The sequence below is a fragment of the Skermanella stibiiresistens SB22 genome (assembly GCF_000576635.1).
Lineage (GTDB): Bacteria > Pseudomonadota > Alphaproteobacteria > Azospirillales > Azospirillaceae > Skermanella > Skermanella stibiiresistens.
Map to the genome: position 1 here is coordinate 34,808 of NZ_AVFL01000033.1, position 14,966 is coordinate 49,773.

The 14,966-nt window shown below is 66.6% G+C and carries 16 protein-coding genes; 6 read left to right on the forward strand and 10 right to left on the reverse strand.

The genetic code is table 11. The features are described from left to right. Positions 1 to 394: 394 nt before the first annotated feature. The 5 genes from N825_RS29475 to gcvA all read right to left on the reverse strand — a co-directional run bounded on the left by N825_RS29475 (position 395) and on the right by gcvA (position 5,129). Complete coding sequence (locus N825_RS29475) at positions 395 to 1,126, reverse strand: class I SAM-dependent methyltransferase (RefSeq protein WP_051513513.1); 732 nt, start codon at positions 1,124 to 1,126, stop codon at positions 395 to 397. Continuing rightward, entirely contained in the window at positions 1,123 to 1,905 is a 783-nt protein-coding gene (locus N825_RS29480) for an ABC transporter ATP-binding protein (RefSeq protein WP_037459767.1), read from the reverse strand. The genes N825_RS29475 and N825_RS29480 overlap by 4 nt, the downstream gene beginning before the upstream one ends. Next, entirely contained in the window at positions 1,902 to 2,939 is a 1,038-nt protein-coding gene (locus N825_RS29485) for a FecCD family ABC transporter permease (RefSeq protein WP_037459769.1), read from the reverse strand. The genes N825_RS29480 and N825_RS29485 overlap by 4 nt, the downstream gene beginning before the upstream one ends. After that, the gene (locus N825_RS29490; protein ID WP_051513516.1) at positions 2,936 to 3,964 is read right to left on the reverse strand and encodes an ABC transporter substrate-binding protein; all 1,029 of its coding nucleotides are present in this window, start codon (positions 3,962 to 3,964) and stop codon (positions 2,936 to 2,938) included. The genes N825_RS29485 and N825_RS29490 overlap by 4 nt, the downstream gene beginning before the upstream one ends. A gap of 247 nt (positions 3,965 to 4,211) precedes the next feature. Further along, the gene (gcvA, locus tag N825_RS29495; protein WP_037459770.1) at positions 4,212 to 5,129 is read right to left on the reverse strand and encodes a transcriptional regulator GcvA; all 918 of its coding nucleotides are present in this window, start codon (positions 5,127 to 5,129) and stop codon (positions 4,212 to 4,214) included. 156 nt (positions 5,130 to 5,285) lie between these two features. Here gcvA and N825_RS29500 point away from each other — a divergent pair, with 156 nt between their 5' ends. Continuing rightward, a complete protein-coding gene (locus tag N825_RS29500) occupies positions 5,286 to 6,113 on the forward strand; it encodes an EamA family transporter (RefSeq protein WP_157619621.1) in 828 nt (275 codons plus the stop codon). On the opposite strand, the gene N825_RS29505 is transcribed toward N825_RS29500, so the two are convergent. Both N825_RS29505 and N825_RS29510 read right to left on the reverse strand, forming a co-directional pair. Then, entirely contained in the window at positions 6,107 to 7,204 is a 1,098-nt protein-coding gene (locus N825_RS29505) for a WD40 repeat domain-containing protein (protein WP_051513518.1), read from the reverse strand. The two genes, N825_RS29500 and N825_RS29505, sit on opposite strands and share 7 nt — an antisense overlap. Continuing rightward, positions 7,201 to 8,160, reverse strand: coding sequence for a CobW family GTP-binding protein (locus N825_RS29510; RefSeq protein ID WP_037459772.1), 960 nt, complete (start codon positions 8,158 to 8,160; stop codon positions 7,201 to 7,203). Before N825_RS29510 ends, N825_RS29505 begins: the two co-directional genes overlap by 4 nt. An 81-nt stretch (positions 8,161 to 8,241) precedes the next feature. Between N825_RS29510 and N825_RS29515 the strand changes: the two genes are divergently transcribed. After that, positions 8,242 to 8,520: a hypothetical protein gene (locus N825_RS29515; protein ID WP_245613270.1), complete on the forward strand. Its 279-nt coding sequence runs from the start codon at positions 8,242 to 8,244 to the stop codon at positions 8,518 to 8,520. Next, positions 8,517 to 8,870, forward strand: a complete 354-nt coding sequence (locus N825_RS29520) for a hypothetical protein (RefSeq protein ID WP_037459775.1) — start codon at positions 8,517 to 8,519, stop codon at positions 8,868 to 8,870. Before N825_RS29515 ends, N825_RS29520 begins: the two co-directional genes overlap by 4 nt. 139 nt (positions 8,871 to 9,009) lie before the next feature. On the opposite strand, the gene N825_RS29525 is transcribed toward N825_RS29520, so the two are convergent. After that, positions 9,010 to 9,456 carry a GNAT family N-acetyltransferase gene (locus N825_RS29525; protein WP_037459776.1) on the reverse strand — a complete coding sequence of 149 codons (447 nt, stop codon included), beginning with the start codon at positions 9,454 to 9,456 and terminating at the stop codon, positions 9,010 to 9,012. A gap of 402 nt (positions 9,457 to 9,858) precedes the next feature. On the opposite strand from N825_RS29525, the gene N825_RS29530 reads away from it, so the two are divergent. Then, positions 9,859 to 10,779, forward strand: coding sequence for a hypothetical protein (locus N825_RS29530; protein WP_037459778.1), 921 nt, complete (start codon positions 9,859 to 9,861; stop codon positions 10,777 to 10,779). A gap of 87 nt (positions 10,780 to 10,866) precedes the next feature. Here N825_RS29530 and N825_RS29535 read toward each other — a convergent pair whose 3' ends face one another. After that, positions 10,867 to 11,442: a hemerythrin domain-containing protein gene (locus N825_RS29535; protein ID WP_037459780.1), complete on the reverse strand. Its 576-nt coding sequence runs from the start codon at positions 11,440 to 11,442 to the stop codon at positions 10,867 to 10,869. Positions 11,443 to 11,774: 332 nt separating this feature from the next. Between N825_RS29535 and N825_RS29540 the strand changes: the two genes are divergently transcribed. Both N825_RS29540 and N825_RS29545 read left to right on the forward strand, forming a co-directional pair. After that, on the forward strand, positions 11,775 to 13,085 hold the full coding sequence (locus N825_RS29540) for an Nramp family divalent metal transporter (RefSeq protein ID WP_198038956.1): 1,311 nt from the start codon (positions 11,775 to 11,777) through the stop codon (positions 13,083 to 13,085). Positions 13,086 to 13,144: 59 nt separating this feature from the next. Continuing rightward, positions 13,145 to 13,876 carry a CBS domain-containing protein gene (locus N825_RS29545; protein ID WP_037459783.1) on the forward strand — a complete coding sequence of 244 codons (732 nt, stop codon included), beginning with the start codon at positions 13,145 to 13,147 and terminating at the stop codon, positions 13,874 to 13,876. A gap of 21 nt (positions 13,877 to 13,897) precedes the next feature. On the opposite strand, the gene N825_RS29550 is transcribed toward N825_RS29545, so the two are convergent. Next, a complete protein-coding gene (locus tag N825_RS29550; RefSeq protein ID WP_037459785.1) occupies positions 13,898 to 14,683 on the reverse strand; it encodes a hypothetical protein in 786 nt (261 codons plus the stop codon). Positions 14,684 to 14,966: the final 283 nt, after the last annotated feature.

Consider the following 14,966-nt stretch of genomic DNA (forward strand, 5'->3'; position numbering starts at 1 on the left):
CCGCGTCGCCGAGATGCTCGGTGAGGACGAGGATCTGCTGCACCAGATCAGCCTCGATATGGAACTGGAACCCGAGGACGGCGTCCTCTGGATCCACGGCGTCGGAGGCGCGGGAGTCCTGGCGTTCACCGCCTTCGGCATCGAGACTACGCGACCTTATCCACCTCTACAAAAAACCCGTCCCTGGGCCTTGAGTGGCCGGTTACGATGGGCCAGAACCTGGACACCTCGAAAAATGTCGAGGTCGAGGCCCCAGCGGCCATCTCCAACGCGGGCTGACGCCCTCAGTGATCATCGGTCTGCGGCATTGTCATCGTCACGTCGACTTGGATCAGACGCGTGAGGCATGATGTATTCCGCCACCCAGCGCCACACGAAGGGTGGCGCCAAGCCATCACCCCAGATCGTGTGGCGCCATCGTCCACTCGTCGGTCGCCGCCCCGGCCTCGCCTTTCCCGGCGCTCAGCACGAATAGGGGCACGTCGCCTGGGTAAGGCGGCGTGGGGAAGAGGTGGTGCCAGGCGGTGGCCTCGCCGAAGCCCGCCTCGGCCAGCATGCGCCGCATCGCGTCCTCGGTGATGCCGTCATGGAGGGGCAGGCGGGCGGCGACCTCGGGGGCGTAGGTGGCGCGATACTGGGGCGCCACCGACCAGACGCCGTCGGAGACGACGATGAGCCCATCCGGCCTCAACAGGCGATGGGCGACGCGCAGCGCCTCCAGGGGGTCTTCGAGCGTCCACAGAACGTTGCGCATCGTCACGATGTCGGCGGAACCGGGCTGAGCCGGAACGTCCTTGATCAGCGCCACCTCGAACTCGATCGCGACCCTGGCCCTATGGGCGGCGGAGCTGGCGGCGGCGAGCATTTCCGGCGAGCCGTCGAACGCCCTGACGCGATGGCCCAGCGAGGCGGCGACGATGGCGCAGGCGCCGGTGCCGGTGCCCAGGTCGATGACGTCCCTGGGGCCGTCCGCCTGGAAAGCGGCTTCAAGCACGTCGCGCCAAAGGCCGGGAAATGCCGCGTGGGAGGCGACGCCGTCGAATTCCGGGGCGCGGGCGCTCCAATGGGCGGTGATGGCGGGTTGGACGTCGTCCTTGTCCGGGCCGGGCGTGGCGGCTGGTGTCATGGGGTCTCTCCCTGATCGCCGTCGATGATGTATTCGATGTGCCGGCGGCCGCCGGCACCGTCGTGGATGCGAACCTCGACGCCGAACACCCGCCGGATCAGGTCCGGCGTCAGCACGGCTTCCGGCATGCCGGCGGCCACCAGCTTGCCCGCCGACAGCACGCAGATCCGGTCGCAGAACAGCGATGCCAGATTGAGGTCGTGGAGCGCCACGATACAGGTCAGGCCAAGCCGGCGGATCAGCGCGAGGGTCGAGAGCTGGTGCTGGATATCGAGGTGATTGGTCGGTTCGTCGAGGATCAACTCGCGCGGTTCCTGCGCCAGGGCGCGGGCGATGTGGACGCGCTGGCGCTCGCCGCCCGACAGCGTGTGCCAGGGCTGGTCGTGACGGTCCGTCAGGCCGACCCGCTCCAGGGCGTGGTCGATGGCCTCCTCGTCCTCCCGCGTCCACGAGGCGAAGGCCGCGCGATGCGGCGTTCGGCCCAGCCGCACGACATCGCAGACGGAGAGGTGGACATCGGTGGTCGCCTGCTGCTCCACGAAGGCGAGGCGCCGCGCCAGATCGCGGCGCGACAGGTCGCCGATGTCGCGCGCGTCGAGCGTCACGACCCCGCTCGCCACCTTGCGCATCCGGCACAGCAGCCGCAGCAGGCTGGATTTCCCCGAGCCGTTCGGCCCGATCAGGCCGAGCATGCGGTTGGGTTCGACGGACAAGGTGATGCCGTCGACGATCAGGTGTCCGCCGGCGCTCCAGCGGACGTCATGGGTGGCGAGCGTCATGCCGGCCGCTTGGCGCCGTAGAGGATCGCGGCGAAGGCGGGTGCGCCGAACAGCGCCGTCACGATGCCAATCGGCAGGATCTGCTGCGGTACCAGGACGCGGGAGAGGATGTCGGTCAGGATCATGAAGACGGCGCCGATGACGAGGCAGGCGGGCAGGAGCCGCGCGTGGCCGGGACCGACCAGGAAGCGTGCCGCGTGCGGAATGACGAGACCGACGAAGCCGATCGAGCCGACGATCGCGACCATGGTGGCCGTCAACAGGGCCGTCGTCGCGAAGAGGACGAACCGGACGCGCCCGACCGCCACGCCGAGCGACCGCGCGGCGTCGGTGCCGAAGGCGAAGGCGTCGAGCGCCTTGGCGTGCGACATGCAGATGATGAAACCGATCAATGCCACCGGTGTCGCGACCCACAGGTCGGGCCAGCGCACGCCACCGAAATTGCCCAGCAGCCAGAACATCACGCCCCGCGCCTGCTCGGCGCTCGCCATCGTCGTCACGATCGCGGAGGTCGCCGCGGTGAACAGTTGCGAACCGGCGACGCCGGCGAGGATCACGCGGTCGCTGGTGCCGCCGGCGCCCGCCGCCAGGAGCGCCACGAGCGCCAGCGCCGCGACCGAGCCCACGAACGCGCCGCCCGACAGGCCGAGGGTCGTGCCACCCAGGCCGAGGATCATCACGCAGACGGCGCCGGTCGAGGCGCCGGCGGAAACGCCCAGGATATAGGGCTCGGCCAGTGGGTTGCGCAGCAGCGCCTGGAGGATCGCGCCGGAAATGGCGAGTGCTCCGCCGCAGAGCGCGGCCATCAGGGCGCGGCTGAGCCGGTAATGGAAGATCACCCCCTGCTGGATCGCGCTGGTCGGAAAGCCGAGGTCGAACAGGCCATTCCCCAGCGCCTTGAGGGCCGTTCCCAGCGGGATCGTCATCTCGCCCACGGTCACCGCCAGCGCCACGGCGAGGACCAGCGCCACGACGGAGAGGACGGCGACGGCGATCCGCGCCGCCCAGTTGGGTCTGAGGACGGCGTGGCTCAATGGGTCAGGCCGAACGTGTCGATCGCCTTGGCGATGGTCTCGACGCCGTTGATCGCGTCGAGACCCGGCCGGGTGGCGCCGACATCGATGGTGACGACGCGCCCGTTGCGCACCGCGGAGAGGCTGCTGGCTACGGGATCGGTCCGCAGGAAGTCGAGCTTCAAGTCGATGTCGTCGGCGGGAAAGCGACGCCGGTCCATCTTTACCACCACGAGCACGTCGGGGTCGGCGGCGGCGATGGTTTCCCATCCGACCAGCGGCCATTCCTCGGTGGTGGTGATCACGTTGCGGGCACCCAGCTTCGACAGGATATAGGCCGGCACGCCGTTCTTGCCGGCCATGAAGGCGTCGCCCTTGATCTCCTTGCTGGAGAACCAGACCGCCATGGAGACGTTCCTCGTCGCCATCCCGGCGACGGAGTGGACCGCCCGCTCCTCGCGTTCCTGAAGGTTGGTGACCAAGGCCTCGGCTCGATCCGACACGTCGAAGATTTGGCCGTATTCCCGGATGTTCCGATAGAGGAGTTCCATCGAGTACATCCGCGTGCGCACGCCGTCGCCCGGGCCGGAATTGTCCTTGCCGACGCAATCGGTCGGCGAGACATAGACGGGGACCCCCACTTGGTCGAACTGGTCGCGCTTGCCGACGATGCCGTTGGGGCCGATGTGCCACTCGTACATGGCCGTGACCAGATCGGGTTCCTGACCCACCACCGCCTCGAAGCTCGGATCGTTGTCCGCCAGCCGCCTCACCTTGGCGTCGATCGTTTGATAGGGCTTCGCCACCGGGCCGAACCAGACCGCCGTGCCGACCACGCGGTCGCCGAGGCCGAGCGCGTAGAGGATTTCCGTCTGCGCCTGGCCGACCGAGACGACGCGCTGGGGCGCCTTGTCGACGGTGATGGTGTGGCCGCAATTTTCCACCGTGAGCGGATAGTGGGTACCGTCCGCCAGAGCGGGTACCGCCAAGCCGACACCGGTGAGCAGAAGGATGATGAAACGCGGGATCTGGGGGAAATACCGCATTGGAAAACTCCTTCTAGAATGGGTGGTGGCGTCCGCCCGCGATCCGAGATCGCCACCGTTCTCCAGCCACGAATATGTTATGTTATAACATAACATGCTTTTTTCGATTCGGAAGGTAAGAATTAGGAGACGCGCGCCCTGACGCCGCCCTGCCGGTCGACAGCCTGAAGGCCGCCCGCCACGAGAGGGCAGATCCAAGCATATGGGAAACGGTCGCCGTGCTCAATCTTCGGCACCGCGGGAGCCTTCATTCGTGGCGGACAGGCTTCTCGCCATCCGCGGCGCGCATGTTTCCTTCCCATTCCAGCCACGACCGGAAAACGGCGGCGAGTTCCGTCTTCTCCCGCGTCTCGGGCAGATAGGCGCAGTAGCTCCGGGCGGGTAGGAGCGGGCCGGGGAAGGGGGCGACGAGGCGGCCGCGGGCGAGGTCGTCCTCCATCAGGGCGGTTGGTCCCATCGCGACGCCGAGCCCGTCGACGGCCGCCTGAAGGGTGAGATAGAAGTGGTCGAGGACCAGCACCGCGTCGGGCCGGAGGTCGGCGGCGCCCGCTTTGGCCAGCCAGTCGTCCCACAGCCGGGGCAGGCTGAGGCTATGCAGCAGCGTGTGGCGCCGCAGGTCGTCGGGCGCGCGGAGCGGCAGCCGGTCGAGCAGGGCGGGGCTACAGACGGGTAGCCGATGCTCGGACAGGAACGGGTGCGCCTCATAGCCATAGAAGGTGTCCGGGCCGCCCCGGATAATGACGTCGTGGGGATCGCGCAGGGATTCCAGCGGCGCGTTCGAGGTTTCCAGCCTGACCTTGACGGTGGGGTGATGTTCCTGGAACCGCGCCAGTCGCGGCACCAGCCAGCGCAAGGCGAAGGTCGCGGGCGCGTTGACCCGCAGCACCGCGCCGGTGTCGTACCCGTATCTCTCCGTCGCGGACGCCACCCGGTCGAGCGCCGGGCCGATCTCGGCGAGATAGGCCCGCGCCGCCGCCGTCAGCACCACGCGCCGGTTATGCCGCTCGAACAAGGGGGCCCGCAGCCAGTCCTCCAGCAGGCGGACGTGCTGGCTGATCGCGCCATGGGTCACGCACAGCTCGCTGGCGGCGGCCTTGAAGCTGCCGAGGCGGGCGGCGGACTCGAAGGCGCGGAGCGCATTGAGGGGGGGCAGGGCAAGGCGCATTCGCGTGAGTTTTCCTGACGGAAATTGGCAGGTTTACTGGTTTGTAGCGGGTTTCCGCGAGAGATATTCTAACCTTCAAACCCAGCCGGAGCCAGTGCCCTTGTCCACCATCCCCATCTTCCATGCCCATTTCCGCCGCGGCATCTGGCGGGGCGCGTGACGCCGGGCGTCCTCGCCGCCGTGATGTGCGCGGCGCTCTTGCACGCGGGATGGAACGCGGTGCTGCGGGGTGGCGGTGACCGGCTCTGGTCGATGACCCTGATGATGATCGCGGTCACCTGCGTCACGGCGGTGGCGTCGCTGTTCCTGCCCTGGCCCAACGCCGCGAGCTGGCCCTATGTGATCGCCTCCGCGATCATCCACACCGCCTACAACCTGTCCCTGGTGCGAACCTACCGGTCCGGCGACCTGGGGCAGACCTATCCCATCTCGCGCGGGTCGTCGCCGGTCCTGGTCGCCTTGGGTGCGGCGGTCTTCGCGGGTGAGACGCTCGATGCGGCGTCCTCGCTCGGCATCGCGCTGGTGTCCGGTGGCATCCTGTCGCTGGCGTTCCAAGGCCGGGGCGTCCGGGCCGACTTCCTGCCCGCCGCCGTGACCACGGGCGTCCTGATCGGGGCCTATACCGTCGTGGATGGGATCGGAGTCCGGCTGTCGGGGGACAGCCTGGCCTACGCCAACACCATGTTCCTGCTGTGGAGCGTCACGATGCCCGTGATCTTTCTCGCGACGGGGCGAAGACCGCCGCGATACACGCCGGCGCGGACGGTGATGGCGCTGGCCGGCGGCCTCGTCTCGATCCTCGCCTATGGCATCGTCATCTGGGCCATGCGGCACGACGCGATGGGCGTCGTTTCCGCGTTGCGCGAAACCAGCGTGGTCTTCGCGGCGCTGATCGGATGGATCTTTCTCAAGGAGAAGCTGAGCGCGCGCCGGATGATCTCCTGCGTGGCGATCGCGCTGGGAGCGGCGTGCCTGGCTTACTGACGGGGCGGCCTTGGCGCGGCGGGATACCCCTTTGTCGCCCGGATCGGGAACCACGACAGGCGGCCAGCCTCGGTGCCGGCCAGCAGGTGCCGGCCGTCGTCGCTCCAGGCGGCGGCGCTGACCGGCGATCCATCCGGAGCGGCGGCCGTGACCGGGTTGGTGCCGTCGAGCGGGACGATCAGCAGGCGGCCGTCGTCGTGGCCGGCGGCGATCACCGCCTCCCGGGGATGCGGCGCCACGGCCGTGATCAAACCATCGCCGATGCCGCCCAATTGCAAGGGTTGCTTCCGCCAGGGTCCGCCGCCGAAGAAGGGCCAGCACACCACGGAATCGGCTCCCGCCGTTGCGAGGTGGCGGGCACGGTTGGTCCAGGCGATCGAGCGGATCTTGGTCGCGTAGCCGTCCATCCGCATCTCGGCCTTGTCCTTCAGCCGCCAGCCGTGCAGTCCGGATTCCTGGAGGGTGGTCATCAGGTGGGTGCCCTCGGGATGCCAGAGCACGCCCAGGTGGGAGCCCTTCCACTCCAGCCGCGAGGGTGGACCTGGGCGTGAGGTCCACCAGAGGCTGACTCCGCCGTAGTGGGCGACGGCCAGCCGCTTGCCGTTGGGCGCGAAGGCGAGGCCGCCAACGGTGCTGGGATGTTCCAGCGGGGGCATGGCCTCGTGGCCCGAGGCGTCGAGCAGGTGGACCCTCCGTCCGGCGGAATGGGCGCGCAGCCGGGAGCGCGGACAGGCGTCGACGTGGTCGATCCAGCGTCCCGCGGCCTCGGCCAGTGTTTCCATGGCGTGCCCCGGCACGATCCGCCGCAGGCGGCCGTCGTCGCCGCCGCTGAGGAACGCTTGGCCGTCGATGTCGCGCGCCAAGGCGAGGCAGACGCCCCCGTGGGCCTGGACGATGGCCGGGGGCTCCTGGGGATCGGTCAGGTCGATCAGCCAGACCGAGCCGTCGCCGAGGGCCGCGGCGGCGTGGCCGCCGGCGCGGTTGACCGCGACCGAGACGACATGGGCCCCGGTGTCGAAATGGCGCTCCAGGGATCGAGGCGGCGGCTGGGTTTGGTCGCGTCTGACGGTGGGGTTGGCCGTGACGGTCATGGCGCGGCGCAGGCGGCGAAGCCGGCGCGCAGCCTGTCGCCGTCCAGGTTCCGCCCGATCAGGACGAAGCGGCTTTCGCGGGGTTGCCCCGCCGGCCAGACACCGAGATTTGCGCTGTCGGCCAGCATGTGGACGCCCTGGATCACGGTTCGCCGATCACTGCCCTTGAACGACAGGATGCCCTTGTAGCGAAGCAGGTCGGTGCCCTGGACGCGCAGCAGGGTGTGGAGCCAGCCGTCGAAGGCGACGGGATCGAGCGCCCGATCCTGCCGCAGCGAGACGCTGGTGACGGACTGGTCGTGTTCGTGGTCGTCCTCGCCCAGGAAATCGGGCTCCATCGCCAGGATGCGATCGAGGTCGAAGGCGCCGAGCCCGATCACCTCGTCCAGCGCCACCTCGCAGCGCTGGGTGCGCCGGATGCGGGCGAAGGGGTTCATCGACCGGATGCGCTGTTCCAGGACCACCATGTCGGCTTCGTCCACGAGGTCGATCTTGTTGAGCAGGATGACGTCGGCGAAGGCGATCTGCTCCTGCGCCTCGTGGCTGTCGGCGAGGCGGTCGGCCAGATGGCGGGCGTCCGCGACGGTGACGATGCCGTCCATCCGGGTGCGCTTGGACACGACGGGATCGACGAAGAATGTCTGCGCCACCGGGGCTGGATCGGCCAAGCCCGTGGTCTCGATCAGGATGCCGTCGAAGCCGTCCTTGCGCTTGAGCAGGCCGTTGATGATGCGGATGAGATCGCCGCGCACGGTGTAGCAGATGCACCCGTTGTTCATCTCGAACACCTCCTCGTCGGCGCCGACGACGAGATCGTTGTCGATCCCGATCTCTCCGAACTCGTTGACGATGACGGCGAAGCGCTTGCCGTGCGACTCCGACAGGATGCGGTTCAGCAGGGTCGTCTTGCCCGCGCCGAGATAGCCGGTCAGCACGGTGACGGGGATGGCGGACATCGGCTGTTTCCCTCCAATTGAAATCCGTTATGATATGTTATAACGTTACATTTAGATCTGACAATCCTTCATGGGCCGATGATGACCGAAAGCGTGGATCCCGCCGGTGATCCTGACGAACTTGAGAGCGCGTTCGATTTGGTGCGCGCGCTGTGGGTCGAGGAGGCCGATGGCGGCCCACCCCGGCAAGTCGTCGCCTGGGCGATGATGGTCGAGGCCGTCAACCACCTGACTGTCCTGCATGGCCCGGACGCCATGGCCGGGATGCTCGACGAGCTGAGGCTGGCGGTGCTGGAGGAGCCCGGCTCGGGAACGCTCCCCACCTCGGGGACGCTTCCCAAACCGGGAACGCTTCAATGAGCGGGACGGTGTCCGGGTCGGCGGATGTCTGGTCGGGCCGGGAGGCGAACAACGGCTTCCTCGGCGCGCTGTCCTGGCGCATGGCCAAGCCGGTTGTCCTGCATCCCCGGTTCTTCGAGGGCTTCCTGGACTACCTGGGCGGGCGCCCGTTTGACTATCGCGGGCTGGACGGCTGGCCGCCGCTGGACCAGCACCGCTACGAGAACGGCCGCGAGTTGGCGGCCGAATGCCGCGCGGCGGGGATATCCGTGCGCTGGCGCGACCGCACGCGCATTCCCCGCGACTTGAAGGCCCTTGTGGCGGAGCGCGCCCGCCATCGCCACCGCCACCGCCAACAGGGTCGCCGTTAGCTGGCGGATTGCCGTGACCGGGGGGTGACTGGAGTTAGCCTCTGTCGCCCATCAGGGCGAGGGGTCGCCATGACGCGTCGCGCGGGACCGGGAGCGATGCCATCGTGATCAGCCGATATGACGATGCTCGGTGCCCTGATCACCCTATGCGTTTCTCGAAGAAAACGCGGTTGAAGCCGTCTTCCGCGCGTCGGTCCACCTCGACGTAGCCGAGCTTCGGGTAGATCGAGAGGTTGTCGGTCATCTTTTCATTCGTATAGAGACGCGCGGCGCGACAACCCAGCCGCCGCGCCTCATCCTCACAGAACCCGATCAACGCTTTTCCCACTCCCTGGCCTGACGCCCAAGGCCATACCGCGACATTCTCAAGCAGCATCGAGTCTTCCTGGGGGAAGAACACGATGAATCCTTGCATGACATCGTCTTCACCCATGGACACATGAACCTGACCAGCGGCGATTTGCGCCGCGAAGTCGGCGACCATGGGAGCGGGTTCGCGCCCGATCACGGCGACATAGCCGACATAGGCGCTTTCGGCACAAGCCCGGATATCCGCCTCGTCACTTGGAATTGCTGGCCTGATCACTCGTCATCCCCATGAAGCATCCCCACGGCGGGAAAGCGCGCGCTCGTGCCCCGAAACGGATGCCTGGCTTCGTTCTGGGCATGTCTGGTCATCACAACCATCCTCTTTCCAAGAAGACCTAACCGTGGCCGAAGAGATGATGACGCTTCGCCCGATGCTTGGAAAGAGGACCGCCAGGGGAAGACCGCTCCAGGCGATCAACTTCGCCGCCAAGCGCCCGATGGCATCGAGGGTTCCGGGCGCGCCTCCGCGGTGACGCGGATTTTGGCCAACCGGGCGCGGAATGTGGAACAGCGAGGGGGAGGGCGCCGCTTCCATGATCCCCTTTCAATCAGGTGCTTGTCTAGAATCGCGAAGGCGCCTATGGACGCGGGAAGTGACGCTTCGGCCAAAGGATGACGCATGAGCGCGGATGAGCGGATCACCGAGCCACGGAACACACAGTCATTCGGCCCTACGGGAAAGGCGTCGGAGTATCTGGAGAAATTGATCGCCGACAGCTTCAAGCGGGAAATGGATCAAGAAGAAAATGTCATCCGCAGCCTGCCCTTCTTCGCGACCTCGATCGGCGTGCTGGTCACATTCGTCGGCTTCGCCCGTGGTCTGCTCCCAGCCTTCTCTCGGACGTCATGGCCAGAGCTTGGCTACGGAATACTCGTCCATGGCGCGCTGGCCGGTTTGCTGGTGAGTTTGCTGGCTCTCCTGCTGTTCTTGTACAAGGCGGTTCGCGAGAGACAATTCGAATATCCCATGTCGGAATCCGAGATGCTGGATTACGCCGCCAGCTTGACGGCCTATTATCGTGCTTTGGCGGATGAGGCGACGGCCTCAGGCGGCGGAGACGATGATCCAGTGGAGGTCATCGAGCGTGCCGTGGTCGATGACCTCCGCGCCACCATGATGGGCCAGATGGCCGCTTCGGCGAAGCTGAGCCGCGCCAATAACTTGGCTCGCCTCAAGGCGCGCGCTCGGGCGTTCTCGGCGCTGATGACGGCTTTGGGCTTCGCTCTGGTGTTGATCGTTGCTATATTGATCCATGATGCGCTGAACGGAGGTTCCCATGGACAAGACGGCGTCGCGCGCCCAGGAATTGCGGAATCGCAGCGGGCGGGACCTGAAGACGGGACGCCTTCTGGAGAAGCCAAAGGCGCCGGCCATGCGGGAAGTCGTGAAGGGACCCTGGAATTACGGGGAAGTCCCGCCGAAAAACGCGACACCGGCCGTGGAGAGCAAGAACCGGTGAACGGTCGGCCAACGCCTCTTCCGAACGAGCGGGTTCCCGCCGCCGGGGCGACGTCGGAACCCAAGTTCGAACATCGGTAGGGGTGACTCGGCGACCGACCGCTCAACACCCTGGATGGCGGCATTGGGAGCGGTCGGCGCCGCCCGTGATCCTCACAGCCGGGACCCTCACAGGATGAGCGCCTTCTCGCGCTGGACCTCGCCGGACATCCTGACGATTTCCTTCCGGTCGAGCAGATGGCGCAACTTGGGGAACTCCACCTCCTCCTCCTGGTGGACATGGCCCTCGATCAGGATCCGGAGATCGCGGGCGATGCCGCTCCAACCGGGATCGTCCTTGGGGGTTCGCTCCAAGGCGTGGATCAGGATCTTCATCTCGGCGTGCTCGCCGTAGAGGTGCAGGGCGTCGGACTTCTCGTGCGCCCTGTCGTGGAGCAGCGGATAGATCACGTCCTCCTCGGCCATGGCGTGTGCCGACAGGCGGCGCTTCAGGCGCAGGAAAAGCTGGGTCCGGTGCAGGACGGCCGAGTTGGGGCTGTGCTCCATCCGGTCCAGCAGCGAGAGGATGATCCGGTGGTCGTGGATCAGCGCCTCGAACGCGTCGGTCCCGGCCGCCGCGCGCGCCGACCCGGTCGCCTGGGCCACCAGGGGCGGCAATAGACGGCTGGCGAGCAGGGCCGCGGCGGCGCCGCCCGCGACGGCGGCCAGCCCGCGCATCGAGATCCATCCCGTATCGTCAGTCATGAGGTCGGTCCTCCGCGTGTGATCCCATCCCAGGGACCAACAGGCGGGAAGGGCTCTCGTCACATCCGGATCGGGCGGTCATGTCCTCAACCAGCAATGGATTTCACGATGCGGGATAAGACCGTGGCCGACCCCGGTAAGGTTGGCATATGGCATTGTGTATACCAGGAGACGTAACATTCCTTCGGAGGAAGCGATCTTCACGCAACGAAAATAAACCCAGGGAGGAAACAATGACCGCGAACGCGATTCGACGGGATCCAAAAAGGGATCCGTCCCCGGCCACCGCCTTGACCAAGGAAGAGCCAAGGGACGCATCGAAAACCATCACCTTGAAAGCCCCGGGAACGGGGATCGCCGACACGTGGCGGGCCATGGGTCCGGGCATCGCGGCCGCGATGACGGGGATCGGGGCCAGCCACATCATGCACGCGCCGACGGCGGGTGCCCGGTTCGGCTATGATCTGCTCTGGGTGATCCTGGCCGCCTACATCATCAAGTACTTCGCCTTCGAATTCGCCCACCGCTACACGATGGTCAAGGGCGAGACCATCATCAACGCGTACCATCGGGTCGGCAACTGGCCACTCTGGTTCATGATCTTCCAGGGTTTCGTCAACACCGTCGGCATCGCCGGCCGCGCGCTCGGCTGCGCCGCGCTGATGTGGGCGGCCTTCCCCTTCATGCCTCTCGAGATGTGGGCGGTCACCATCCTGGTCGGCACCGTAGCCATCCTCTGGCTCGGCAGCTACAAGGCGGTCGAGGGCATCTGCAAGCTCCTGATCATCGTCTTCGCCGTTTCCTGCTTCGTGGCGTTCGCGCTGCAGGCGCCGCCGCCGGCCGAGTATCTGTCGCGCCTGCTGCCGACCCTGCCGCCGATTGGCGCCATGCTGCTGTTCGGCGCCATGTTCGGCTACTTCCCCACGACGCTGGAAGTGGCGCCCATGCAGTCGAACTGGGCCGTGGACAAGAAGGCCGGCATGGTGAAGGTGAACGAGATGCGGGCCCAGGGGCACACTGTGCATCTGGAAACGGACTACATGAAGAACAGCCTGATCCTGTTCAAGCGCGACATGAACATCAGCTACATCATCTCGATGCTGTCGGGCATGATCTTCCTGATCGTGGGCGCCGCCGTGCTGAACCCGTTGGGGCTGGTTCCGAGTGGCAGCGAGATGGGCGTCACGATCGCCCGCATCTACACCGATACCTTCGGCCCGTGGATCTTCCCGGTCATCATCGCCGGCGGCGTGGCCGCCCTGTTCTCGACCGTCTTCACCTATTTCGATGGCCAAGCCCGCATCTTCGAGGAATGCGCCGTCCGCCTCAAGAAGGACTGGGACACCCCGCGGATCCGCAAGCTGCTGTACCGCGGCATGCAGGTCTTCTGGCTGATCGCCGGCGTCGCCGTGGTCTTCGGCCTGCCCGAGCCCATCTTCGTCGTCCAGGTCGCCTCGGTGCTGGCCCTGGTCTTCTCGCCGATCCTGTACTGGCTGACCATCAAGGCCATCAAGGACAACTTCACCTCCGAATTCGAGCGTGAACACCTGCCGAGCAGGTTCCAGTTCGCCTGGGCCTGGGCCGGAGCGGCCAGCTTGTTCCTGCTGACGCTCTACGTCCTCTTCAACCAGTTCCTGGCCTGATCGCCTGGCCGATCCCTTCCCCCGAAGGGATCGGCCACCGAAACGAGAGGAAGGCGAAAATGCGCGCGAAAGATATCATGACGACCCATCTCAAGACGGTGGGTCCCGATAGCTTGATCCACGAGATCACGAAATGCCTGCTGTCGAAGCACATCAGCGCCGTGCCGGTGATCGATGGCGACGGGCGGGTGCTGGGCATCATCAGCGAGGGGGACATCATCCACCGGGTCGCGGCGACCAGCGACGGGCACCGCTCGTGGTGGACCAAGCTGTTCGACGGTTCGGAAAACGACGCGGCCGAGTTCATCAAGACCCACGCCATCCGCGCCAAGGACATCATGACCCGCGAGATCACGACGGTCATGGAGGACACGCCGGCCGGTGAGATCGTCCGGTTGCTGGAGAAACGGCGGATCAAGCGCGTGCCGGTGCTGCGCGACGGGCGGCTGGTCGGCATCGTCTCACGCGCCGACCTGCTCCGCGTGGTGCTCGCGTCCTGCCCCGAGACCGGGGCTTCCGTGAACGCCAACGACCGTGAGCTTCGCGAGAGGATCATGGCCAATCTGGAAGGGCGGGATTGGGCGCGCGTGTCGCAGCTCAACATCGTCGTGTCCGAAGGGGTGGCGCAACTCTGGGGATTCGTGGAAACGGACACCGAGCGGGACGCCCTGAGGGTCGCCGCCGAAACCGTGCCGGGCATCCGCAAGGTTGAGGATCACCTGAACCTGGCGCCGATCTCCTGGGCCGGCAGTCGCGGCCGCGGCTTCGGCGGGGCCGGCGGCATCGTGTGACACGCCGCGGCGAGGCGCGGATCAGGCGAAGAAGTAGTCGACCCCTTCGACCAAGCCCACCTTGTCGACCACGACCTTGCTTGGTCCGTAGTCTCCGCCCGCGGCTTGTACAGTGAACTGCGTCCTGCCGCCGACCTCGGCGATGCTGGTGAGAAGCGGCCGGCCGTGGCTCATGTCCTGAAAGAACAGCTTGTCGCCGCCATCCACCCCGGCGCCGTTGAACCCGAGGATCCTGGCGTCGGCGCCGCCGAAGACATCGAAGTAGAACATGTCGCTGTCGGAGGCGCCGCTGATGATCGTGTCGGTGCCGCCGTATCCGCTCAGGAAGAAGAAATCGTCACCGCCGCCGCTCCGCATGATGTCGCTGGCGCTGTCGCTCTGGAAGATGTCGGCGCCAGCCGTTCCCGTCACGTCGATGCCGCCGGTGAATTCCCAGCTGCCGTGGAATTCGAGCGGCCCGGAGCCCGTCACGGTGAGTTTCTCGATGCCGGAGAAATGGCCCGCGCCCTGGGAGACGCCGCTGGTGTCTTCGAAATGGATGCCGCCCTCGCCCTTGCCAGTGACGATGATCTTGGTGGGCGCCGTCTTGCCGTGGATGTGGAGCGTGTCGATGCCGGTGCCGCCGCTCAGTTCGCTGCTCGCCAGTGCCGCTGCGATCGGAGTGGGGCCGGTGCCGATGGGGCTGTAGTGGAGGATATCGTCGCCGTCGCCGCCATACAGCCGGGAGGCTCCCGGGCCGCCGTATAGGATGTCGGCGCCGCTGGTCCCCAGTGTCGAGGCGTCGCCCTTGGCCCTGATCGTCGCCAATCTCTTCTCCGGGAGTGAATTTGCTCGTGATGACTTCGCGTTCTATAGTTAAGAATTGTTTACCAATATTTTCAATTCCAAGGAACGACCTAATCCGAAGGTGCGGGCGGGCGGGGAGGGACCTTCCATTTGCCCAGGGGAGTATCGGCCGATCGGCTCGTCCAGGATGTCGGGGGCGCGGCCGTCGCGCGTGAGGGTGACGGTTTTCGAACCGCGTCAGGGGGGGGCAGGCGATGGATCGGTAACCGCCGCCAAAGCGCGCCGCATGCCCATGAATTACACC

Coding starts and splice junctions, on each gene's coding strand:
- N825_RS29535 (WP_037459780.1), bottom strand. CDS start 11,442: ATGACTGACGATACGGGATGGATCTCGATGCGCGGGCTGGCCGCCGTC.
- N825_RS29545 (WP_037459783.1), top strand. CDS start 13,145: ATGCGCGCGAAAGATATCATGACGACCCATCTCAAGACGGTGGGTCCC.
- N825_RS29510 (WP_037459772.1), bottom strand. CDS start 8,160: ATGTCCGCCATCCCCGTCACCGTGCTGACCGGCTATCTCGGCGCGGGC.
- gcvA (WP_037459770.1), bottom strand. CDS start 5,129: ATGCGCCTTGCCCTGCCCCCCCTCAATGCGCTCCGCGCCTTCGAGTCC.
- N825_RS29490 (WP_051513516.1), bottom strand. CDS start 3,964: ATGCGGTATTTCCCCCAGATCCCGCGTTTCATCATCCTTCTGCTCACC.
- N825_RS29530 (WP_037459778.1), top strand. CDS start 9,859: ATGAGCGCGGATGAGCGGATCACCGAGCCACGGAACACACAGTCATTC.
- N825_RS29515 (WP_245613270.1), top strand. CDS start 8,242: ATGACCGAAAGCGTGGATCCCGCCGGTGATCCTGACGAACTTGAGAGC.
- N825_RS29480 (WP_037459767.1), bottom strand. CDS start 1,905: ATGACGCTCGCCACCCATGACGTCCGCTGGAGCGCCGGCGGACACCTG.
- N825_RS29475 (WP_051513513.1), bottom strand. CDS start 1,126: ATGACACCAGCCGCCACGCCCGGCCCGGACAAGGACGACGTCCAACCC.
- N825_RS29520 (WP_037459775.1), top strand. CDS start 8,517: ATGAGCGGGACGGTGTCCGGGTCGGCGGATGTCTGGTCGGGCCGGGAG.
- N825_RS29505 (WP_051513518.1), bottom strand. CDS start 7,204: ATGACCGTCACGGCCAACCCCACCGTCAGACGCGACCAAACCCAGCCG.